The 22,594-nt window shown below is 35.2% G+C and carries 23 protein-coding genes; 21 read left to right on the plus strand and 2 right to left on the minus strand.

Annotated features, from left to right (window positions below; all coding sequences use genetic code 11):
* Positions 1-17 precede the first annotated feature (17 nt).
* Complete coding sequence (locus ACFVR1_RS12205; protein ID WP_387584351.1) at positions 18-725, plus strand: DUF554 domain-containing protein; 708 nt, start codon at positions 18-20, stop codon at positions 723-725.
* Here ACFVR1_RS12205 and yyaC read toward each other — a convergent pair.
* Entirely contained in the window at positions 681-1,280 is a 600-nt protein-coding gene (gene yyaC / locus ACFVR1_RS12210) for a spore protease YyaC (RefSeq protein WP_387584353.1), read from the minus strand. The genes ACFVR1_RS12205 and yyaC overlap by 45 nt on opposite strands.
* A gap of 79 nt (positions 1,281-1,359) precedes the next feature.
* Between yyaC and ACFVR1_RS12215 the strand changes: the two genes are divergently transcribed.
* From ACFVR1_RS12215 to ychF, 3 genes are all read left to right on the plus strand, one after another.
* Complete coding sequence (locus ACFVR1_RS12215; RefSeq protein ID WP_387584355.1) at positions 1,360-2,184, plus strand: mechanosensitive ion channel family protein; 825 nt, start codon at positions 1,360-1,362, stop codon at positions 2,182-2,184.
* Positions 2,185-2,227: 43 nt separating this feature from the next.
* Entirely contained in the window at positions 2,228-2,428 is a 201-nt protein-coding gene (locus tag ACFVR1_RS12220) for a DUF951 domain-containing protein (RefSeq protein ID WP_387584356.1), read from the plus strand.
* Between the two features lie 87 nt (positions 2,429-2,515).
* The gene (gene ychF, locus ACFVR1_RS12225; protein WP_387584357.1) at positions 2,516-3,616 is read left to right on the plus strand and encodes a redox-regulated ATPase YchF; all 1,101 of its coding nucleotides are present in this window, start codon (positions 2,516-2,518) and stop codon (positions 3,614-3,616) included.
* Between the two features lie 393 nt (positions 3,617-4,009).
* Here the strand turns inward: ychF and ACFVR1_RS12230 are convergent, their stop codons facing one another.
* Complete coding sequence (locus ACFVR1_RS12230; RefSeq protein WP_387584359.1) at positions 4,010-4,558, minus strand: DUF3267 domain-containing protein; 549 nt, start codon at positions 4,556-4,558, stop codon at positions 4,010-4,012.
* Positions 4,559-4,782: 224 nt separating this feature from the next.
* On the opposite strand from ACFVR1_RS12230, the gene rpsF reads away from it, so the two are divergent.
* The 17 genes from rpsF (at position 4,783) to rlmH (ending at position 22,472) form a co-directional block, all read left to right on the plus strand.
* Positions 4,783-5,073: a 30S ribosomal protein S6 gene (gene rpsF, locus ACFVR1_RS12235; RefSeq protein WP_142642276.1), complete on the plus strand. Its 291-nt coding sequence runs from the start codon at positions 4,783-4,785 to the stop codon at positions 5,071-5,073.
* A 41-nt stretch (positions 5,074-5,114) separates the two neighbouring features.
* Positions 5,115-5,621 carry a single-stranded DNA-binding protein gene (ssb, locus tag ACFVR1_RS12240; protein WP_387584361.1) on the plus strand — a complete coding sequence of 169 codons (507 nt, stop codon included), beginning with the start codon at positions 5,115-5,117 and terminating at the stop codon, positions 5,619-5,621.
* A gap of 46 nt (positions 5,622-5,667) precedes the next feature.
* Positions 5,668-5,904, plus strand: coding sequence for a 30S ribosomal protein S18 (gene rpsR / locus ACFVR1_RS12245; RefSeq protein ID WP_142608051.1), 237 nt, complete (start codon positions 5,668-5,670; stop codon positions 5,902-5,904).
* Between the two features lie 389 nt (positions 5,905-6,293).
* Positions 6,294-7,235 carry a YybS family protein gene (locus ACFVR1_RS12250; protein ID WP_387584362.1) on the plus strand — a complete coding sequence of 314 codons (942 nt, stop codon included), beginning with the start codon at positions 6,294-6,296 and terminating at the stop codon, positions 7,233-7,235.
* 12 nt (positions 7,236-7,247) lie between these two features.
* Positions 7,248-9,224, plus strand: a complete 1,977-nt coding sequence (locus ACFVR1_RS12255; protein ID WP_387584363.1) for a DHH family phosphoesterase — start codon at positions 7,248-7,250, stop codon at positions 9,222-9,224.
* Positions 9,221-9,670, plus strand: a complete 450-nt coding sequence (rplI, locus tag ACFVR1_RS12260) for a 50S ribosomal protein L9 (RefSeq protein WP_387584364.1) — start codon at positions 9,221-9,223, stop codon at positions 9,668-9,670. Before ACFVR1_RS12255 ends, rplI begins: the two co-directional genes overlap by 4 nt.
* A 12-nt stretch (positions 9,671-9,682) precedes the next feature.
* Positions 9,683-11,038: a replicative DNA helicase gene (gene dnaB, locus ACFVR1_RS12265; RefSeq protein ID WP_387584366.1), complete on the plus strand. Its 1,356-nt coding sequence runs from the start codon at positions 9,683-9,685 to the stop codon at positions 11,036-11,038.
* 237 nt (positions 11,039-11,275) lie between these two features.
* On the plus strand, positions 11,276-12,562 hold the full coding sequence (locus ACFVR1_RS12270; RefSeq protein WP_387584367.1) for an adenylosuccinate synthase: 1,287 nt from the start codon (positions 11,276-11,278) through the stop codon (positions 12,560-12,562).
* Between the two features lie 440 nt (positions 12,563-13,002).
* Positions 13,003-14,478 (plus strand): peptidoglycan DD-metalloendopeptidase family protein, encoded by a 1,476-nt coding sequence (locus ACFVR1_RS12275; protein WP_387584368.1) that lies wholly within the window; start codon positions 13,003-13,005, stop codon positions 14,476-14,478.
* A gap of 288 nt (positions 14,479-14,766) precedes the next feature.
* The gene (gene yycF / locus ACFVR1_RS12280) at positions 14,767-15,471 is read left to right on the plus strand and encodes a response regulator YycF (RefSeq protein WP_387584369.1); all 705 of its coding nucleotides are present in this window, start codon (positions 14,767-14,769) and stop codon (positions 15,469-15,471) included.
* 5 nt (positions 15,472-15,476) lie between these two features.
* The gene (gene walK, locus ACFVR1_RS12285; RefSeq protein WP_387584370.1) at positions 15,477-17,300 is read left to right on the plus strand and encodes a cell wall metabolism sensor histidine kinase WalK; all 1,824 of its coding nucleotides are present in this window, start codon (positions 15,477-15,479) and stop codon (positions 17,298-17,300) included.
* The gene (locus ACFVR1_RS12290; RefSeq protein ID WP_387584372.1) at positions 17,291-18,613 is read left to right on the plus strand and encodes a YycH family regulatory protein; all 1,323 of its coding nucleotides are present in this window, start codon (positions 17,291-17,293) and stop codon (positions 18,611-18,613) included. Before walK ends, ACFVR1_RS12290 begins: the two co-directional genes overlap by 10 nt.
* On the plus strand, positions 18,591-19,403 hold the full coding sequence (locus tag ACFVR1_RS12295) for a two-component system regulatory protein YycI (protein WP_387584373.1): 813 nt from the start codon (positions 18,591-18,593) through the stop codon (positions 19,401-19,403). The genes ACFVR1_RS12290 and ACFVR1_RS12295 overlap by 23 nt, the downstream gene beginning before the upstream one ends.
* Positions 19,404-19,415: 12 nt before the next feature.
* A complete protein-coding gene (locus ACFVR1_RS12300; RefSeq protein WP_387584374.1) occupies positions 19,416-20,204 on the plus strand; it encodes an MBL fold metallo-hydrolase in 789 nt (262 codons plus the stop codon).
* Between the two features lie 162 nt (positions 20,205-20,366).
* Positions 20,367-21,572, plus strand: a complete 1,206-nt coding sequence (locus ACFVR1_RS12305; RefSeq protein WP_387584376.1) for a S1C family serine protease — start codon at positions 20,367-20,369, stop codon at positions 21,570-21,572.
* A gap of 165 nt (positions 21,573-21,737) precedes the next feature.
* Positions 21,738-21,905 (plus strand): CxxH/CxxC protein, encoded by a 168-nt coding sequence (locus ACFVR1_RS12310; protein ID WP_387584377.1) that lies wholly within the window; start codon positions 21,738-21,740, stop codon positions 21,903-21,905.
* A gap of 87 nt (positions 21,906-21,992) precedes the next feature.
* Positions 21,993-22,472 carry a 23S rRNA (pseudouridine(1915)-N(3))-methyltransferase RlmH gene (gene rlmH / locus ACFVR1_RS12315; protein ID WP_387584378.1) on the plus strand — a complete coding sequence of 160 codons (480 nt, stop codon included), beginning with the start codon at positions 21,993-21,995 and terminating at the stop codon, positions 22,470-22,472.
* The last annotated feature ends 122 nt before the right edge of the window (positions 22,473-22,594 follow it).

Here is a 22,594-nt window from a genome sequence, read left to right on the forward strand (position 1 = left end):
GGGAATGAGGAATAGGGATGGTTTTACTTGGTACACTAGTGAATGCGATATTAATAATAATAGGCTCGATTATAGGAAGGTTCCTAAAAAATATTCCTGAAAATATGAAACAGACAGTTATGTATGCAATAGGAATTGCGGTCGTAGTTTTAGGGATACAAATGGGGTTGAAAAGTAATAATTTTGTATTGGTTATTATTTGCTTAGTATTTGGAGGAGTCATTGGAGAATGGATTGATTTAGATAAATGGTTAAACAAATTAGGGAATTATATAGAACAAAAATTTGGATCTAAAGAAGCACAGGGAGGAAGTATTGCTCAAGGGTTTGTTACTGGTACTTTAATATTTGTGATTGGTGCAATGGGAGTATTAGGTGCTTTGAATAGTGGACTTCAAAATGATCACGAATTATTAATTAGTAAAGGTATTATTGATGGATTTACTTCTATTATTCTATCAGCAACACTTGGAATAGGAGTGATTTTATCTGCCATACCTGTAGCTATATACCAAGGTGCAATCGCACTCTTTGCTACTCAAATCACTAAACTAATTCCAGAAGCTGCACTTGATTTGTTTCTACAAGAGATGACAGCTACTGGAGGAATAATGATTATGGCAATTGGATTAAATTTACTTGGATTAACAAAAATAAGAGTTGCAAATCTTCTCCCAAGCTTAGTTGTTGTCGCAATAGCTGTCACTTTTATTTATAACTTTTAAGTTATAACGATGCCAAGCTAGAAGAAGTGAGCGGGAAATAACTTTACCCATTTCAAATGTAATGTTTAGACGAGTACTTTGTAGAACATTATATTCCATAAAGCCCCCAATATTTACTACTGCTTTTATTGAAATTTCACCTATTGGAGGTAATTCCTTTTTTACCGCTTTTCCAGGGTATAGTGGTCCGGGATGGATAATAATTTGTCCAATATTTCCTGAATTTCCTAAACAAGCATCGATAGCAATAATATATGGTTTTAAGGGAGAGTTTATTAACTCTTGTGATATTGCTTCGATATTAAGAGCGTGTAATGGATTATCGAGTGTACCAACAATTTGAAAAGGAAAAGAAGAGAGCTGAGTTAAAAATGAGCCAGTCATTGGCCCAAGTGCATCACCCGTTGAACGATCTGTTCCTATACAACAAAAAACTAAGTTTGGATGATCAAATGGGATTATTTCTAAAAAATGTGTACTTAAGCGCCAAACTACACCTGTTTCTTTATAATAAATAGTAGTTGAATCTTTAAATGTTGCAGCTTGAGAATTCATATATAGACTCACTTTCTTTTTAAGACAAGTATATGTAAATAACAAACTATTTATTCAGTGAGGAGACAAAAAGAACTATATGGAAAAAGTCATTACAATTCCTTATATAGAGAAAATATTATTAGATGAAGAAACTTGGATAAATCTTGGATTGGTAGTCCTCAAAGTAATAGTGATTTTGCTTTTATCGGCTATTGTTGTAAGGATTGGGAAAAGAATAATTAAACATGTCTTTTTGGTAAGAGAAAAAAGTCCATTGGCGTATTCTGAACGTCGGCAAACTACATTAATGAAGTTACTACAAAATATATTGACAAATGTAGTTTACTTTACTGCAATTTTAGCGATATTATCTGCGTTTCACATAGAAGTAGCTGGACTTTTGGCAGGCGCTGGAATAGTAGGTCTAGCAGTAGGTTTTGGAGCACAAAGTTTAGTGAAAGACATTATTACAGGTTTTTTTATTGTATTTGAAGATCAATTTGCTGTAGGAGATCAAGTACAAATTGGTACAGCTACAGGAACGGTAGAAGAAATTGGATTGAGGACTACAAAAATAAAGAGTTATACAGGGGAATTGCATACTATTCCAAATGGTAGTATTTCTGTAGTTATTAACTTTTCTATATACAATTCAATAGCATTAATAGATATAAGTGTTGCGTATGAAACAAACATGCAGGAACTGGAAAAGAATATAGAAGGATTTTTACAAAGGTTGCCAAATAAATATGAAAAACTTGTTAAACCTCCAACTTATCTAGGCGTACAAAGCTTTAGCTCATCTGAAATAGTTATTCGGATTGCAGCAGAAACTAAACCAACGCAACAAAGTGGAGTTGCTAGAAACATAAGAAAAGATTTAATGGAATTCCTCGAACAAAAAGGTGTTAAAATTCCATGACCAAAATGATCGGAAGAAAGTTAAGGATAAGTAGGTGAGTGAAATGGAAAGTAAACAATTTCAATTGAATGATATTGTAGAAATGAAAAAACAGCATCCTTGTGGTACTAATGCGTGGAAAATAATACGTATGGGTGCGGATATTCGTATAAAATGTGAAGGTTGTCAGCATAGTGTACTAATTCCGAGAAAAGAATTTGAGAAAAAGATGAAAAAACGTTTGATACAAGCAGAACTAGAGTAAAGATAGACTTTTATTGGTGAAATCAATATAATGAACAGGTTATATATAAAATGAATTGGTTAAGAAAATAGAAGGGTTGGGAAATAGATGGCATTAACAGCAGGGATCGTAGGATTACCAAACGTAGGTAAGTCCACATTATTTAATGCAATAACGAAAGCGGGAGCACTTGCTGCAAATTATCCGTTCGCTACAATTGATCCAAACGTAGGAATTGTTGAAGTTCCTGACGCTCGTTTAGATAAATTAACAGAGTTAGTAGTACCAAAGAAAACTGTTCCAACAGCATTTGAATTTACGGATATCGCAGGTATTGTAGAAGGTGCTAGTAAAGGAGAAGGTCTTGGAAATAAGTTCTTAGCTCACATTCGCGAAGTAGATGCAATTTGCCAAGTCGTACGTTGCTTCGATGATGAAAATATTACACATGTATCTGGAAAAGTTGATCCGATATCAGATATTGAAGTAATTAATTTAGAATTAATTTTAGCGGATTTAGAAAGTGTTGATAAACGATTAGCTCGAGTGACGAAAATGGCTAAGCAAAAAGATAAAGATGCAATGGTAGAAGAACCTATTTTAACTCGTTTAAAAGAAGCTTTTGAAGCCGGAAAATCCGGTCGTTCGGTTGAGTTTTCAGACGAAGAGCTACGTGTAGTAAAAGGTCTTCATTTGTTAACGATTAAGCCAATGCTGTATGTTGCTAATGTATCAGAAGAAGATATTATGGCAGATGATGAAAACGAATACGTGCAAAAGGTACGTGCATTTGCAGCAGAGGAAGGAGCACAGGTAATAGTTATTTGTGCGAGAATTGAAGAAGAAATGGCAGCCCTAGAAGATGATGAAAAATCAATGTTCCTTGAAGAGTTAGGAATTAAAGAATCTGGTTTAGATCAATTAATTAAAGCGTCTTACTCACTTTTGGGACTTGCTACTTATTTTACTGCAGGTGTTCAAGAGGTACGTGCATGGACATTCCGTAGAGGAATGAAGGCTCCTCAATGTGCAGGAGTGATTCACTCAGATTTTGAAAAAGGGTTTATCCGTGCAGAAACCGTTGCTTACGATGATTTAGTAGCTACTGGTTCTATGAGTGCGGCAAAAGAAGCTGGAAAAGTCCGTTTAGAAGGAAAAGAGTATTTAGTACAAGACGGAGATGTTTTGTTATTCCGTTTTAATGTTTAATAAAGAAAAAGGATTAGCGAGAAATTGCTAATCCTTTTTTTAAAATAATAAAATACCATGGCTCACGTTTCTCGAAAGCCACCTTGTGAACCCAGCGTTTATAGTACTTTAAAGAATGAAATAATACTGCGGATTTCCGTTTCAGGTGGACGCTTTCCGCGGGGGCGCCGCTACGCGTTCGTTGTGATGGCTAATCTGTCTCACGAGGAACAAAGGCTAAGAGCGCCACATCGTGTTGCAACGCCTTCGTGACCAACATCCTGTTGGCCTCCTGCTGGAGTCGCCACCTTTCACACTACAATCCAGCTACACAATTCTAACGCTAATAATGTAGCGACTGTTTCGTCCGAAGCACAAAGGAATTGGTGAAGATCAGATGCCCTTAAAGGGCGCTTATACTTTTCTTAATACATATAACTTTGGTTTTACAGGGTCGTCTTTAATAAATACATCTGGTGGATATTTTCTAAGCTCTTTATACATAGCAAAATCTCCTACAGCTCCTGCAATTAACCAAGCTCCTAATAAAACCAAACTTGGTGATTCTACGAAATAGCCTAAAAGCATTGGAAGAATTCCTGTCATCCAAAAAGGGAGTAATAAAGCTCTCTTCATTGCTTTATTTGAAAGTGGTACTTTTGTTGTCGCATATGCAATCCCTAGTTTAAGATTGAGACCATAATCCATACAACCCCATGAAACGTTTCCAAAAAGCCGAAAACCAATTAAATGGAAAAATTCATGTAGAACTATAAGTAATGCATATCCGATGAAAAATAATAGGAAATCGAGGAATGAAAAAGTTATAGTAAATCCATCGTATAGCCAAGCATAAAAAAATAAACCAAAAATGGATAGAAATAAGGTCAAAAATAAGTTAGACCAAGCAACTTTTTTTAAATCTATTTCAATAATAGACAAGAAATCTTCTTTGTTTTCCATTTGCAATTCCTCCATGTTAAGTAAACCTTAGCTTTAATTCAGTCGTACTTTGATTCCTCGCAGATTAGAGTTAAAATAAATATACACGAATTATGAAAACAATGGTATTCAGTTCTTGTTATAATAATTTATTTATGTTACAATTCATTGATGTGAGTAATAGCATTACTTGCTCCTTGTCGGCTATAAATAGTCGGCCAAAGACCATAGGGAGGTGTAAATAGATGAGAAAGTACGAATTAATGTACATTATCCAACCAGCAATTGAAGAAGATGCGAAAAAAGCTTTAGTTGAGCGTTTTAACGAAATCTTAACTTCAAATGGTGCAGAAATCATCGAAGCAAAAGAGTGGGGTAAACGCCGCTTAGCTTACGAAATCAACGACTTGCGTGAAGGTTACTACCAAATCGTTAAAGTAAACTCTGATTCTAAAGCAATCGATGAATACATTCGTTTAGCTAACATCAATGAAGACATTATCCGTCACATTGCTGTTCGTATCGACGATAAATAATAATCGACTAACAAAAGCTGAATGAGGGAGGTTATACACTGATGATTAACCGTGTCGTTTTAGTTGGAAGACTAACAAAAGATCCGGAACTTCGCTATACTCCAAGTGGTGTTGCAATGGCAAGATTTACACTAGCTGTCAATCGAACATTCTCCAACCAACAAGGTGAAAAAGAAGCCGATTTTATCAACTGTGTCGTTTGGAGAAAGCAAGCGGAAAACACAGCTAACTTTTTGAAAAAAGGAAGTTTAGCTGGGGTTGAAGGGCGTATTCAAACAGGCAGTTATGAAGGACAAGATGGAAAACGTGTTTATACAACGGATGTTGTCGCAGACAGTGTTCAGTTTTTAGAGCCACGTAGTAGTTCTGGTGAACGTAGCCAAGGGGGACAACCATTTGGTGGAGGACAACAGCAACAACAAAATCCATTTCCAACATATCAGCAAAGCCAACCAATGAATCAGCAAAATTATACACGTGTAGATGAAGATCCATTTGCAAATAGTAGCGGGCCAATCGAAGTATCGGATGACGATCTACCTTTTTAAAATGACTTCACACGTTTTACTTTAATCGAAAAGGAGGCAACCTATTATGGCACCACGTCGCGGAGGCAAAAGACGCCGTAAAGTTTGTTACTTCACTGCTAACAACATCACAAACATCGATTATAAAGATGTAGATTTGTTGAAAAAATTCGTGTCAGAACGTGGGAAAATTCTTCCACGTCGTGTGACAGGAACAAGCGCGAAGTACCAACGTAAATTGACACGAGCTATCAAAGTATCTCGTATCATGGCTTTACTACCATTCTCTTCTGAAGAGAGATAAGTTAATAAATGAAAAGGACCGGGAAACCGGTCTTTTTTTTATAATTTTTTACAAGATACAAGAGTATATACTTTCTTTATGCTATGAACAGCTTGACTTCCGCTACAGGCGGCCGCTTTCCAAGGGGGCAAGTATCTAGCCGCTTCCCTTGCTCCTGCGCAAGCTCGTCGCGTTGCTTACCAATCCCGTAGGAGCCACAGGAGGAGACTGAAGCCATGCCCGCGAAAAGCATTCGCCATAGCGGAAATCAACGGTATTTCTACGGTTACTCATCTTTAAAGGACATGGCGTTTTTTTGCCTTATATTACAATGAGAAATAAAAGGAATTTTAGTTGTAGTAGATAATCTGTTACAATGGATAGATGATTACAATAAAGGAAGGTACTTTATGTTGAAAAATCAGACAAGCTATTTAACTTATGGAGCAATGATGATTGCACTATTTTCTATCCTCTTGGCAATGTCCGTATATGTTCCGTTTGTTGGTTTCATTACTTCTTTTATCGTACCATTACCAATTGCTTGGTATAGTGCTAAATTTGAACGAAAACAAGCAGCATGGGTTACGATAATTGCTATAGTAATTTCCTTTATAATTGGTGGAGTTTTCGGCTTTTTATTTGCGTTAATTGTAGCTCCACTAGGTTTTATCATAGGTGCATCTATTCGAAGTAAAAAGACAAAGCTCTATATGCTAATGGCTTCAGGAATTTATTTGTTACTTATGACAGCTTTACAATACGTAATTTCTATTTCGGTATTAAATATTAATGTTCTGGAGCAACTTTTGGGGGCTGCTGAAATATCCTACGAACAAGTAGGAAATATTATGTCATCGGTTGGACAGTTACCAAAAGATTATGATTCTCTTGTAGAACAAAGCTTATTGATAGCAAAAATGACTATGCCTGCTTATTTTATTGGTACGGTATTTATTACAGCTTTTATATACTTGGTAATTAATTTAGCTTTATTAAAAAGGTTGAAATTAGAAGTACCCAAGTTTTCTCAGTTTACGGATTTTAGACTACCTAAAGCAGTGTTATGGTATTATTTAATCGTATCCATCTTCTCATTATTTGTTTCTTACGAGGTTGGATCGTTTGGTTATTTAGCAACTATTAATGCTTTAGTTATATTAAGAGTTCTTCTGTTTTTACAAGGGGTTTCTTTAATTCATTATTATTTCCATGTACTTGGCTATCCAAAGTGGCTTGCAGTAGTTGTAACAATTCTTGCGATACCACTTTACACGTTTACAATAGTATTAGGTGTATTTGACTTATTATTTAAATTAAGAAGTTATTTAAAAGGCAGGTACAAAAAATAAGGAGCTGATCAAGTGGCGTCTTTTTTTAGGAAACGACCAATTCGATATCCACTCGTTTTGTTTATGCTTCTCGGTGGGGTTGCATCTTATTTAATCCTGTCTAACAGCATTTTAGTTGGGTTATTATTTGCTTTATTAGTTATAGGAGTATCTTTTTATGCTTGGATTCTAGAACAACGAGTATATGAAGAAACTGAAAAACATATAGAAACACTTTCATATCGAATGAAAAAAGTTGGTGAAGAAGCACTGTTAGAAATGCCTATAGGAATTATATTGATAAATGATCAATATATCATTGAATGGGCAAATCCTTATATGACACAAAAGCTTCCTTTCGATACGATTATTGGTGAGGAGCTTCTTTCTATTTCAAAGGACTTTCAACAGTTTGTAAAGCAAGAAGATTCAAAAGAAATAACCATTTCTATAGACAACAATAATTATAAAGTACTCTATAAGGCGGAAGAAAAATTACTCTATTTCTTTGATATTACGGAACAAATAGAAATGGAGTCATTATACTACGGCGATCGAACGGTAATTGGAGTTTTGTTTATTGATAATTATGATGAGATTGCACAAGGCATGGATGATCAAACAAGAGGTCAATTAAATAGTATCGTCACATCTTGTGTAAATGATTGGGGAGCCAAATACGGAATTTATGTAAAAAGAATTTCATCTGATCGCTTCTTAGCTGTTTTTAATGAATCTATTCTAGTAGAGCTAGAAAAGAATAAGTTCTCTATATTAGATGACATTAGAGAAACAACATCTAAATTTGGATTTTCCCTAACGTTAAGTGTTGGGGTTGGAGCTGAATCTACTTCTCTAGTTGAGCTCGGTGAATTAGCTCAGTCGAGCCTAGATTTAGTACTAGGAAGAGGCGGAGATCAAGTAGCGATAAAGCAACCAAATGGAAAAGTAAAGTTTTACGGTGGGAAAACAAACCCAGTAGAAAAAAGGACTCGTGTACGAGCAAGAGTTATATCCCATGCACTTAGAGATTTAATCCAAGATAGTGATAAAGTATTTGTCATGGGACATCGTATGCCGGATATGGATGCAATAGGATCGGCTGTCGGAGTTAGAAAAATGTCTGAGATGAACAAAGTAGAAGGCTATGTAGTCATTGACTTTAATGAATTAGATAAAAGTGTGCTTCGTTTAATGGATGAAATAAAAGAGAAGCCAGAGCTTTATGAGCGCTTTATAAGTCCGGAAGAAGCGATGAATAAAATAACGGATAAAACATTATTAGTTGTAGTAGATACACATAAACCAAGTTTAGTGATAGATGAGAAATTATTAAATAAGGCTGAGAAAATTGTTGTAATTGATCATCATAGAAGAGGCGAAGAGTTTATATCTAATACAATGCTCGTATACATGGAACCATATGCTTCGTCCACTTCAGAATTAGTTACAGAATTACTAGAATATCAGCCTAAGCATGAAAAAATGACCATGCTCGAAGCAACCTCCATGCTAGCAGGGATAATTGTGGACACGAAAAGTTTTACTCTACGAACAGGAGCTAGAACTTTTGAGGCAGCTTCATATCTTCGAACGCACGGAGCAGATACGGTACTAGTACAGAAGCTATTGAAAGAAGATATTGATACGTATGTTGAACGTTCCAAAATAATTCAAACCGTCGAATTTTTTAAAGCAGGAATTGCCATTGCACACGGAGCAGAAGATATATCTTATAGCCAAGTATTACTTGCTCAAACAGCAGATATTTTGTTAGCAATGAATAATATTACAGCTTCCTTTGTAGTAGGAAGAAGAAGTGATACTGTTATTGGAATAAGCGCGAGATCACTTGGAGATGTGAATGTACAGTTAGTAATGGAAAAGCTTAGTGGCGGTGGCCATTTAACAAATGCTGCTTGCCAGTTAGAAAATACAACTATTGAAGAAGCTATTCAAATGCTCAAATCAGCAATTGTAGAGTCATTAGAAGGAGGAACAACAGAATGAAAGTAGTATTTTTAAAAGATGTAAAAGGAAAAGGTAAAAAGGGCGAAATTAAAGACGTTGCAGATGGATATGCACATAACTTCTTATTGAAAAATAACCTTGCAGTTGAGGCAAATGCAGCAGCAATTAGTGCGTTAGAAGGACAAAAGAAAAAATCCGAAAAAGAAGCAGCAGAAGAATTAGCAGAAGCAAAAAAGTTAAAAGAGTCTTTGGAACAACTTACAGTAGAGTTAAAAGCAAAGTCTGGCAATGATGGTCGTTTATTCGGTTCTGTAACTACTAAACAAATTGCAGCTCAATTAGAAAAATCACATGGTATTAAACTGGATAAACGCAAAATGGAATTAAATGATGCCATTCGTGCATTAGGATTTACAAATGTTCCTGTTAAACTTCATCATGAAGTAGTGGCTACATTAAAAGTCCATGTTACAGTAGAAGCGTAAGGAGAGAGGTCAATGAGCGATCCATTATTGGACCGTGTTCCACCACATAACCAAGAAGCTGAACAGTCTGTCATTGGAGCAATATTTTTAGAACCACAAGCATTAATAACCGCAGCAGAAATTATTATGCCGGAAGACTTTTTTCGTGTAGCTCATCAGAAAATATTCCAAACGATGCTTCGTTTAAGTGATCAAGGAAAAGCAATTGATGTAGTTACAGTAACAGAAGAACTTTCTGCAAAAAAAGAATTAGAAGATGTGGGTGGAATTTCATACATTAGTGAAATTGCAAATGCTGTGCCAACAGCAGCAAACATCGGACATTACGCAAAAATTGTAGAAGAAAAATCAATTTTACGTCGGTTAATCCGAGTTGCTACAACAATTGTAGAAGATGGATTTACTAGAGAAGACGAAGTAGAGGCCCTATTATCAGAGGCTGAAAGAAAAATGATGGAAGTCGCCAATAGAAAAAATGCTGGGGACTTTCAACACATTAAAGATGTATTAGTGGAGACATATGATAATATTGAAAAACTTCATTCAAGAAAAGGCGATGTTACAGGTATTCCAACGGGGTTTCGTGATTTAGATCGTATTACAGCTGGCTTCCAACGAAATGATTTAATCATTGTAGCTGCACGTCCATCCGTAGGGAAAACAGCCTTTTCACTAAACGTTGCACAAAACGTGGCCACGAAAACAGACGAAAATGTAGCAATCTTTAGCTTAGAGATGGGTGCGGAACAATTAGTCATGCGTATGCTTTGTGCTGAAGGAAATATTGACGCCCAAGTATTACGTACAGGTGCCCTTACAACTGAGGACTGGCGGAAGCTTACAATGGCAATGGGAAGTTTATCGAATGCAGGTATTTTTATTGATGACACTCCAGGTATACGTGTAAATGAAATACGTTCCAAATGTCGTCGCTTAAAGCAAGAATATGGATTAGGTATGATATTGATCGATTACTTACAACTTATCCAAGGAAGTGGCGGAAGCCAAGCAAATAGACAGCAAGAGGTTTCCGAAATTTCACGTTCTTTAAAGGGACTAGCAAGGGAACTACAAGTACCAGTCATTGCCTTATCTCAGCTATCTCGTGGAGTAGAGCAACGGCAAGATAAAAGACCAATGATGTCTGATTTACGTGAATCCGGTTCAATCGAGCAAGATGCCGATATTGTGGCATTCTTATATCGAGAGGATTATTACGATAAAGAAACAGAAAATCAGAATACGATTGAAATAATTATTGCGAAACAACGTAATGGTCCAACTGGAACTGTTACACTTGCCTTTGTAAAAGAGTTCAATAAATTCGTTAATATTGACTGGAGTCAACACCAAGCTCCACCAGCTTAAGAAAAGCGGCAACGTTTTTGCGATATAAAACTATGAACAAAGCGTACCTAAATGGAGTAAATAAAAAAAAAAAGAGTTATATTTTAATATTTTTCCTTGTAAACACGAACGATGGATGTTTAACGCATTTATTCATTCGTGTTTTTCTATGTAATTAATTGACTCCAATGAGGTAGCTTGGTACAATTACACTGATTTAATTTAGGACATAAAAATGTCTAGCGGAGGTGCTGGCTCATGCCATCAGTAGTTGTTGTAGGAACGCAATGGGGAGATGAAGGAAAAGGAAAGATAACAGATTTTCTATCCGAAAATTCAGAAGTAATTGCACGATATCAAGGTGGTAACAATGCGGGTCATACAATAATTTTTGGAGGAGAGACATATAAACTTCACCTTATTCCCTCGGGTATTTTCTATAAAGATAAAATTTCGGTAATAGGAAATGGAATGGTAGTGGATCCAAGAGCACTTGTAAAAGAACTAAAAGGTTTACATGATCGTGGGGTAACGACAGAAAATTTACGTATTTCAAATCGTGCCCATGTTATTCTTCCTTATCATTTAAAACAAGATGAAGTAGAAGAAGCACGTAGAGGTGTGAATAAGATTGGTACAACAGGTAAAGGTATAGGTCCCGCGTACATGGATAAAGCTGCACGAGTAGGTATTCGTATCGCAGACCTTCTTGACTACGAGGTATTTAAAGAAAAATTAGCGCGTAACTTGGAAGAAAAAAATAGAATGTTTGAGAAATTTTATGAAACAGAAGGATTTTCTGTAGAAGAGATCTTAGAAGAATTTTATAACTACGGTCAAGAAATTGAAAAATATGTAACAGATACTTCAAAAGTATTAAATGATGCGTTGGATGAAGGTCGGAGAGTATTATTTGAAGGTGCGCAAGGAGTTATGTTAGATATTGATCAAGGAACTTACCCATTTGTAACTTCTTCTAACCCAGTAGCCGGTGGTGTTACGATCGGTGCAGGTGTAGGACCAACAAAAATATCACATGTTGTTGGTGTATGTAAAGCATATACATCACGTGTTGGTGATGGTCCATTCCCTACAGAACTTTTCGATGAGGTAGGAAATCAAATTCGTGAAGTAGGTAAGGAATATGGAACTACAACTGGCAGACCACGTCGTATTGGTTGGTTTGATACAGTTGTGATTAGGCATGCTAGACGTGTAAGTGGCCTAACTGATCTAACTGTAAACTCCATCGATGTGTTAACAGGACTGAAAACAGTCAAGATTTGTACCTCTTATAAATATAAGGATGAACTAATCACTGAATATCCAGCAAATCTTCGGATATTAGCTGAATGTGAACCAATTTACGAGGAACTTCCAGGTTGGAACGAAGATATTACAAGTTGCAAAACATTAGATGACCTACCAGATACAGCTCGTCATTATTTAGAACGTATATCTCAACTCACTGGTGTACCAATTTCTATCTTCTCTGTAGGACCAGATCGAACACAAACTAATATTATCTCGAGTGTTTGGCGTTAGTATAATGGAGTTTATGGCAGGCTCCCAAGTACCCTTCTTAGGAGAGCAACTCAAGAGGCGCTAGAGTAGGGACAGTTACTAAATAAAATAGCATATAAATATAAAACCTTTAGGAATTCCTAAAGGTTTTATTTTTTTTGTCGAAACGACGCATATTCAAAAATAATAATCTCCTATTATGACAAATATAACATTGAATAAAAAGAGTATATGTATAAAATTTAGTTATTTTGGTGAAAAGTAAAATATAAAAGTCGAAAGTTATGAATATTTAATTGATTTAGGTAAATTTTGGCTAATAATTTAAAAATATGGTGGTAATTATACAATTACTTTACATTAGGCTCTTTTTTCACCATTCTTTATATCAATTATGTTAAATTAAAATAGTATGAAACAAAGAGAAATCATCTTTTAATGAAATTGGAAGGAGCTTTATCATGTTTTTGAATAGAAAGAATGAAGAACAAATAGATATTGATATAGATGTTCTTTCAAACAGAAAGTCAAATATGATGAAAAAAGTAGCCATATCACTCTTGTTGATTTCTAGTCTAACTGTTAATATGGCTTTTGCAAACGAAGGTAAAAAAAGCACATTAAAAGAAATATATCATATATACTCTAATGGACAATATGTGGGATCATTATCTGATAAAAAAGAAATACAAGATATTATAGAACGAAAAGAAAAAGCTTCAAGCAACCAGTACGTAGATCTTTCCATTACAGCTGGTTCCAATATCTCTATTGTACCAGAACAAGTTTTTACAGCATCTACAAATGATGAGGAAACACTTAAAAAGCTAGATAAAATAATCGAAGTAGAAGCAACTGCATTCGCTTTATCTGTAAATGACGAGATGGCCGTCTACGTCAAAGATTTAAAAGCATATCAAGAAGCAATTAGAAAACTAAAATTGCATTTTGTTACGGAAGAAGAGTTAAACGTACTGGAAGCAAGAAAGAGTTCTATTGAGTCTTTACCCCAATTAAAAGAAGACGAAACCCGTATTGCTGATGTAATTTTAAAAGAGAGAGTTACTGGTGTTACAGTAGATGTAAACCCAGAGAAAATTATATCTCCAGATGATGCTGTAAAACTATTATTAGATGGAACATTAGAACAAGAAAAGTATAAAGTCATGGCAGGAGATGTGTTGGGATCAATCGCAAGCAAACATAATTTATCGATTGCTGAACTTTTGAAGATTAATCCCGGTATTGATGAAACTACCGTATTACAAATAGGAAAAGAGTTAAACGTTACTGTCTTAAAACCAATTATTAATGTAGAAGTTCAGTACGAGAAAAAAACTATTGAGGTTATGAAGCATAATAAAACAGTAGAAGCAGCACCGGATATGTTTAAAGGTGATACAAAAGTAAAACAAGAAGGTTCAGACGGGAAGAAAGTTGCTACTTATCTAGTACGAAAAGAAAATGGAGTTCAAGTTGGGGAGTCGCTCATTACAGAAACAATTCTCGTACAACCAAAGGATAGTATTATTTTAAAAGGAACAAAAGTAATCCCATCTAGAGGATCAGGCAGCTTTGCTTGGCCAGCAGAGGGTGGATATATATCTAGTCAAATGGGATATCGTTGGGGTCGAAAACACGAAGGGATAGATATTGCTCGTCCTAGCGGGTTTACTATTAAAGCGACTGATAACGGTGTTGTAGAAGCTGCAGGATGGGATGGAACTTACGGTCAAAGAGTAATTGTAGATCATCAAAACGGTTATAAAACTACTTATGCTCATCTTTCATCTATTAGTGTTAAAGTAGGAGAAACTGTTCCTCAAGGTTCAAAACTTGGTGTCATGGGCAACACTGGACGTGCCACAGGAACTCACTTACATTTTGAAGTAGAAAAAAATGGTGTTACGATTAATCCTTTATCCGTGTTAAAATAATATCTAAGAGATAGTCATTAGCTTGGCTATCTCTTTTACTGTTTTTAAGAAGTAGTATTCAGACTCCTCACGCACATGAAGGCGACGACTTCTTGCCTGTCGGGTCAGACATAGGCGCTTGTGCTTTTCTCATTCATTTCCTGGGAAATAATTCGACAATCCTCGACTTGTAAACTTCGTATTAACTTAAAATGGTGCGTATAGTTTAAAAGCATGTTAGAGTTAAAGAATAAACATAAAAATAATATACTTTATAAATAGAACATATCAAGAAAAGGGGTTCGATCAATGAGTAAAAAAATATTAGTAGTAGATGACGAGAAACCAATTGCGGATATACTACAATTTAATTTGAAAAAAGAGGGCTATCAAGTATTTTGTGCGTATGATGGAGATGAAGCTCTGAAGAAAGTAGAAGAAATACAACCCGATTTAATGTTATTAGATATTATGCTACCAAACAGAGATGGGATGGAAGTTTGTAGAGAAATTCGAAAAAAATACGATTTCCCAATTATTATGCTCACTGCAAAGGACTCAGAGATTGATAAAGTACTTGGTTTAGAATTAGGTGCAGATGACTATGTAACAAAACCTTTTAGTACACGTGAGTTAATCGCACGAGTAAAAGCTAATATGAGAAGACATCAAACAATACAAGAAGATGTGGAAGTTGTAACGAATGATATTAAAATTGGACTACTTACAATTCAACCAGATGCTTATTTAGTGTTAAAAAGAGATGAAACAATCGAACTAACTCATCGAGAGTTTGAATTGCTACATTATTTGGCTAAACATATAGGACAAGTGATGACAAGAGAGCATTTATTGCAAACAGTATGGGGTTATGATTATTTTGGGGATGTTCGCACTGTGGATGTTACAATTCGTCGTTTACGTGAGAAAATTGAAGATAATCCAAGTCACCCAACATGGATTGTAACTAGAAGAGGCGTTGGTTACTACTTACGAAATCCTGAACAGGAGTAGAAGGAATGCAGAAGGTTGGTTATTTTAAATCTATACATGTAAAGATTGTGTTCATTTATATATTATTAATAATAATTGCTATGCAAATAATTGGTTTATATTTTGTAAAGGAGCTTGAGAAGACCTTAAGAGATAACTTTCAAGATTCTATCTCGGATCGTGTTAGTTTAATTGAATTTAGCGCAAGAGAAGAGATATTAAAAATTAGAAACGACGGAGACGCAACTTTAGAACAAAGTTTGCGCTCTATTTTGTATGGTCTTAACTCAAGTGATATTAAAGAGGTCAGAGTGATAGATGCAAGATATCAAATTCTCGCATCTTCAGATATAAATAATCAAGCAATTGTTGGCCAAAGATCAATGGACGACCTAGTAAGATCATCTATAACTGCTGAAACACCTAAAAATAATATTTCACTGGATGCGAAAACAAGAAAACGAATTTGGATTTTAGCAACACCAATTATTTCTCAAGGGGAAGTAATTGGATCCTTGTATGTTGAATCTAATATAGAAAATGTTTTTGACCAAATGAACGAAATAAATCAAATTCTTGCGGGTGGAACTGCAGTTGCGTTAGCGATAACAATTGTACTTGGTATTTTAATAGCACGGACAATTACAAGACCAATATCGGACATGAGAAAACAAGCACAAGCAATGGCAAAAGGTAACTATTCCAGAAAAGTACGTGTTTATGGAAATGATGAAATTGGTCAGCTAGCTATTGCCTTTAACCATTTAACAAATCGATTACAGGAAGCTCAATCTACGACAGAAGCGGAAAGAAGAAAACTTGCTTCAGTTCTTACCAACATGACAGACGGAGTTATTGCAACAGATCGGAAAGGAAGGGTTATTTTAATCAATGACCCAGCACTACGATTTTTAAGAGTTCCAAGAGAAATGGTACTAAATCGGCCTATTACTTCTGTATTAGGAATCGACATGGATCAGCCGTTTGAAGACTTAATTCATTCTAAAGAATCAATTACACTTGACTTTAGCACACACGATCGGCCATTTATATTACGTGTAAATTTCTCGGTTATTCAAAAGGAAACAGGCTTTGTCAATGGTTTCATAGCAGTTCTTCATGACAATACTGAACAAGAGAAGATTGATATGGAACGTAGGGAATTTGTAGCGAATGTATCTCATGAATTGCGCACTCCTCTTACGACCATGAGTAGTTATTTAGAGGCTCTAGCGGATGGAGCGTGGAAAGATGAAGAGATTGCACCATCTTTTCTACAAGTTACTCAAACAGAAACACAAAGAATGATTCGCCTAGTAAATGATCTTCTTCAATTGTCAAAAATGGATAGTAGAGATTATGAATTAAATCGTGATATAGTCAATTTTAATCAATTTTTTAATCGAATCATAGATCGTTTTGAGTTATCTAAATCACAAAATGTAACTTTTCATCGACTACTTCCTGACACACCTTATTATGTAGACATAGATACCGATAAGCTAACACAAGTAATTGATAATATCATTTCCAACGCGTTAAAATACTCCCCAGATGGAGGAAATATACGATTTGGAATAGCGGTGAAGGAACAAGTGTTGAAGGTGATGATTTCGGATGATGGTATGGGAATACCTTCTGAAAATGTAGAGAGAATTTTCGATCGTTTCTATCGTGTTGATCGTGCAAGGGCAAGATCTATGGGGGGAACTGGCCTTGGATTAGCAATTGCCCGGGAAATGATTGAAGCACATGGAGGGACTATTTGGGCAGAAAGTGAAGAAGGTCAAGGAACAACAATATTTTTCACACTTGAAATTGAAATGGAAGAGGAAGGTGAGTGGGATTGAGGTATATTGAACAAGTGAAATCTATCATTTTAATCTTGCTCATCTTGCTTAGCCTAACCTTGACCTTTACTATATGGACCTTTTCACCCACCTACGATACGATTGATACACCAATTGTGGATATTTCCATTGCGGATAAAAAGAAAATAGAAGATGTAGTGAAGCCCTATCGTGTATTATTTAGTCATGAGGAAACAATGACGGGTTCAGAAACTCCGTTAAATATAGAAAAAGTATTAAACTTAATGAAAAACTGGGAATTACAAACTATAGAACCGGTGAATAATAGAGCTAGTTTTCAACAAATAAATGATTATATTACAACGTCGAATCGAATTACGTTTATGTATCCTACAGATGTTCCTATTAAAACATTTGGCAGCATTTTTTCTTTCGCAGATCATAACTTTCCGGATATCTCATTTAATCGTTTAGTAATTGATATGAATGGTCCTGCAGAAGGTGAAGTAGTATTTTATTTCATTAATACGACCAAACAGAAGGTATATAAATCTCGCGTGGAAAAAGTGGACAGAGAAGCGTTGTCGGAGCGTTTAATAAAGCAAACTGTTAACTTAAAGACTTATAGTGAAATAGTAAGGCCGGGTAAATTATCTATATTTGCTTCGGATAATCCAGAAAATATCACCGGATACACGTATATTTTAGAGGAAATTCCACCAGAGAAGTTTAAAAATGCTCTGTTTACTTCTCCTAGTCTAGTCCGTAGTAATCCTGTTGGAACAAATGGACAAGAATATACAGATGATAGTGCTCTAATGACTGTTGACTTTTTGTTTAAAAGACTAAGTTATGTGCATCCAGCTTCAGAGAGTAAGAATCCTGGTATTCCTGCAGAACTCATTCAACATAGTGTGGATTTCATAAATGAGCATAATGGTTGGACGGATGATTACCGATATAATCGTATTAATCCAGCTACACAACAAGTTAGTTATCAGCTTTACATGAACGGGTTACCTGTGTTTAGTAATGATACGAGTACGGAAATTTCACAATTTTGGGGAGTGAATCGAGTCTATCGATATATTAGACCGTATTATTCATTAAATAATTCTACACTTATTAAAAAAAGAGATGTACAATTACCATCCGGGAAAACCACATATGATTTAATTTCGTCAGAGGTAAAAGCGTCATCTGTGGATGATATGGTAGTGAGTTATTATTTGTCGCAAGATGATCAACAACCATTATTAAATTTAACACCTTCTTGGTATTATTTATCAAAGGGCATTTGGACTCGAGTGTCTCCAGATATACTTGGAGGTGGAAAATTTGGATTGGAATAAAACAAAGACAATATTTATTATTGTGTTTTCTATATTAAATGTATTTTTGTTTTCTCTTTATTTAAATAGATATAATGAAGCACTCGATGTAGAAGTGCAGAGTGATACACCAATAGAGGAGAGACTTTTTCTCGATAATATTACAGTGCCAAAAATGGAGTCAGTTATTCAAGCGGCAGCCTATGTTTCAGGAAATGTTCATAATTTTAGTGAAGATGAATTAGCTCATTTTACGAACCAAAGAGTGGAAATCAAAGCTAGTGATCATTTAATTAGTACATTTATTAAACCAATTCCAATAACAGAAGAAGAAACATTGGAAAAATTAGTACATGAAAATATACTGCATGGAGATTCTTATGGGTTATGGAAAATTGATAAGGAAAATAATTCTGCTTCATTTTTTCAAAAGGTAAATAATCGATTTGTCTATTACAATAAGAACGCAAAGGTAGTTGTCTATTGGAATGATCAGCAAGAACTAGTTGGATATGAACAAACGATATTGGACAACTTGGAAGACTATAATGAATCGAAAAACTTATCGCCTTATATGCAAGCAATTAAAGCTTTATATTCAAGAGGTTTACTAAAAACTGACACCACTGTAAAAGAGATTAGTCTTGGATATTCCAGATTAGTTGAAACATCGGAAACGCAAGTATTTTCACCAACATGGTATATACTAGCTGAACTTTCAGATGGAACAAAAGAAGAGTATTTTGTAAACGCAGTTGAGGGAAGAGTTATTGATTTGCCAAAAGAAATGCAAGAAGCAGCAGTAAAGTAAGGAGTAATAAGTATGAGATTTAGTGTATTAGCAAGTGGGAGCAGTGGAAATGCGGTATATGTGGAAAATGATGAGCATTGCTTTTTAGTTGATGTTGGGCTAAGCGGCAAGAAAATGGAACAACTCTTCAGTGAAATTGATCGTGATATGAAAAAACTATCGGGTATTTTTATTACACATGAGCATAGTGATCATATTAAAGGACTAGGCGTAATCGCAAGAAAACATGGAGTACCTATTTTTGCAAATGAGAAAACATGGTTAGCGATGGATTCGCATATAGGAAATGTTTCTTTAGATCAACGATTTCAATTCGACATGGAAACGATCAAAACATTTGGCTCAATCGACATTCAGTCTTTTGCAGTGTCCCATGATGCCGCTGATCCAATGTTTTATATTTTTCATGAAAATGGACGAAAACTTGTTTTAATTACTGACACCGGCTATGTAAGTGATCGGATGAAAGGGCATATTAAAGGAGCAGATGCTTTTGTCTTTGAGAGTAATCATGATGTAAGTATGCTTCAAATGGGACGTTATCCTTGGTCTGTCAAGCGAAGAATCTTAAGTGACGTAGGTCATGTATCAAATGAAGACGCCGCTGTTGCCATGAGTGAAGTAATAGAAACTAAAAATACCAATATTTATTTATCTCATTTAAGTAAAGATAATAATATGAAAGATCTTGCTCGTATGAGTGTGACACAAACACTTCAATCTTGTGGTATTATAGCTGGAGAATATGTGCATCTACATGATACGGATGCAAATGTACCAACCGAATTAGTGTTAGTGTGATTAATAAAGTTCCAAAAGCATTTTAGCTTTTGGAACTTTTTTTATTATAAAAATTCTACAAGTATGTTTTATTAAACTTTTAATTAATTTTCATCTTATTTTAATGTTAATTGGGTAAATTAATAACATAAACATATACGTAAAAAGAAAGGGAGATGAAAAATGGACGATTATAATCCATATGAGCCACAGGAAGAACCGATAAAAGAAAAGAAAAAAGGTTTGGCAGGTTATTTTTTTAGCGCCTTAGCTGGAGTAATGGTAGGAGCACTGCTCGTTTGGTTCTTAATACCATCTGTTTTAACAAATTTGCCAACAAATAATGGAACGAAAACGACAAAGACTTCTATGGAAACCCAACAGCTATCTGTTGATGTGACAACTGGTGTTACGGAAGCAGTTGAGAAGGCTTCGGGTGCTGTAGTAGGTGTATCAAATATTCAATCAGTCACCGATTTCTGGAACCATACGAAATCTAACCAAGAAGCTGGAACAGGTTCAGGAGTTATTTATAAAAAGGAAGGTGGAAAAGCTTACGTCATTACTAATAATCACGTCGTGGAAGGTGCAAAATCACTAGAAGTAACATTAGCGGATGGAACAAAGGTAGAAGCGAAACTTGTAGGAACCGATATTTGGACAGATTTAGCAGTGCTTGAAATTGACGCTAAAGGAGTAGATTCCGTCATTACATTTGGTAGCTCAGATGCATTAAAACAAGGTGAAACAGTAATTGCTATTGGGAACCCACTTGGACTTGATTTTTATGGATCAGTAACAACTGGTGTCGTATCTGGTAAAGATCGTGCAATACCAGTAGATATAAATGGAGATGGTGTGATAGATTGGCAAGCGGAAGTTTTACAAACTGACGCAGCGATTAACCCTGGTAATAGTGGTGGAGCATTGATAAATTTAGCAGGTCAACTTGTAGGGATTAATTCTATGAAAATATCCGAGGCTGCAGTTGAAGGTATAGGCCTTGCAATCCCAGTTGACTCTGCAATTCCAATAATTGAGGACTTAGAACGAAATGGTAAAGTTAGTCGTCCTTCCATGGGGATTACATTAGTCGATTTAACAAACGTACCTGCAATTCATCAAAAAGATACTTTGAAGTTACCAGCAGAAGTAACTACAGGAGTTGTGGTAAACGAAGTTATTCGAAATTCACCTGCAGAAAAAGCAGGAATGAAGACTTATGATGTAATCGTTGAGATGGACGGAGAAAAAATAGAAAATACAATTGATTTAAGAAAACATTTATATAATAAAAAAGAAATTGGGGACGAATTAAAAGTTAAAGTGTATCGAGACGGAAAAATAGTGGATCTAACACTTAATTTAGTGGATACAGACAGTTTATAAAATGTGGATAACTTGTTATTGTAAATAAAGATTTACACAGCGAGTAGGAAGAGAAAAGCTATTCTTTCCTACTCGCTTTTCGTTTGGTAAAATAGATTGTGGATAACAATGAATGTTTTGTGCATAACTTAATTAATTATTCATAAAAATAAAGGAAGTGAAAAATTGAGAATATTCAGTTGTGAAACCCATATAAATCACGCTTTAGACATGTTTGTAGCGGAACAAAAAACCTTTCCAATGCTAGAGAAGTTATTGAATGAAGAAAAGTTATCCACAAACTGTACCTATTGTAATGAACGAGCAATATATATTGTAGCAAGTGAAGAGTAGAACACAATATGTAGATAAGTGTTGTGGATATGTGCATAACTTTTGTGCATAACTTGTTTGTAAATGAAATGTAAAGGTGGATAACCTGTGAATATACAAATTATCTCGGTTGGAAAGTTAAAAGAAAAGTATTTAAAACTGGGGATAGAAGAATATGCTAAACGATTAAGTAGTTATGCAAAAATGGACTTAGTAGAGGTGGCTGATGAGAAAGCACCTGAAAATCTAAGTGAGGCGGATATGGATATCGTTAAGAAAAAAGAAGGAGAACGCATTTTAGCAAAAATCAGTGGAGATACATATGTTATTGCTCTTGCAATTGACGGTAAAATGAAATCATCGGAGCAGCTTGCAAGTGGCTTAGAATCGTTAATGACCTATGGAAGAAGTAAAATTGCATTTGTTATTGGTGGTTCACTTGGTTTACACGAAGAAGTATTGAACCGATCAGATGAAAAACTATCATTCGGTAAGATGACCTTGCCCCATCAATTAATGAAGTTAGTATTAATCGAGCAGATTTATCGAGCATTTCGTATTATTAAAAACGAGCCTTACCACAAGTAACTACTAAATATCTCCTGCAGATGGGCGAGGTATATACAATAAACAAAAGTCGGTGTTTTAAGTTTTATAGTAGTTTGGGAAACTTTACATGAACAAAGTAAAAAACTAAGGGACTTCTTCAA

This window comes from Psychrobacillus sp. NPDC058041, from assembly GCF_042885655.1.
Classification (GTDB): Bacteria; Bacillota; Bacilli; order Bacillales_A; family Planococcaceae; genus Psychrobacillus.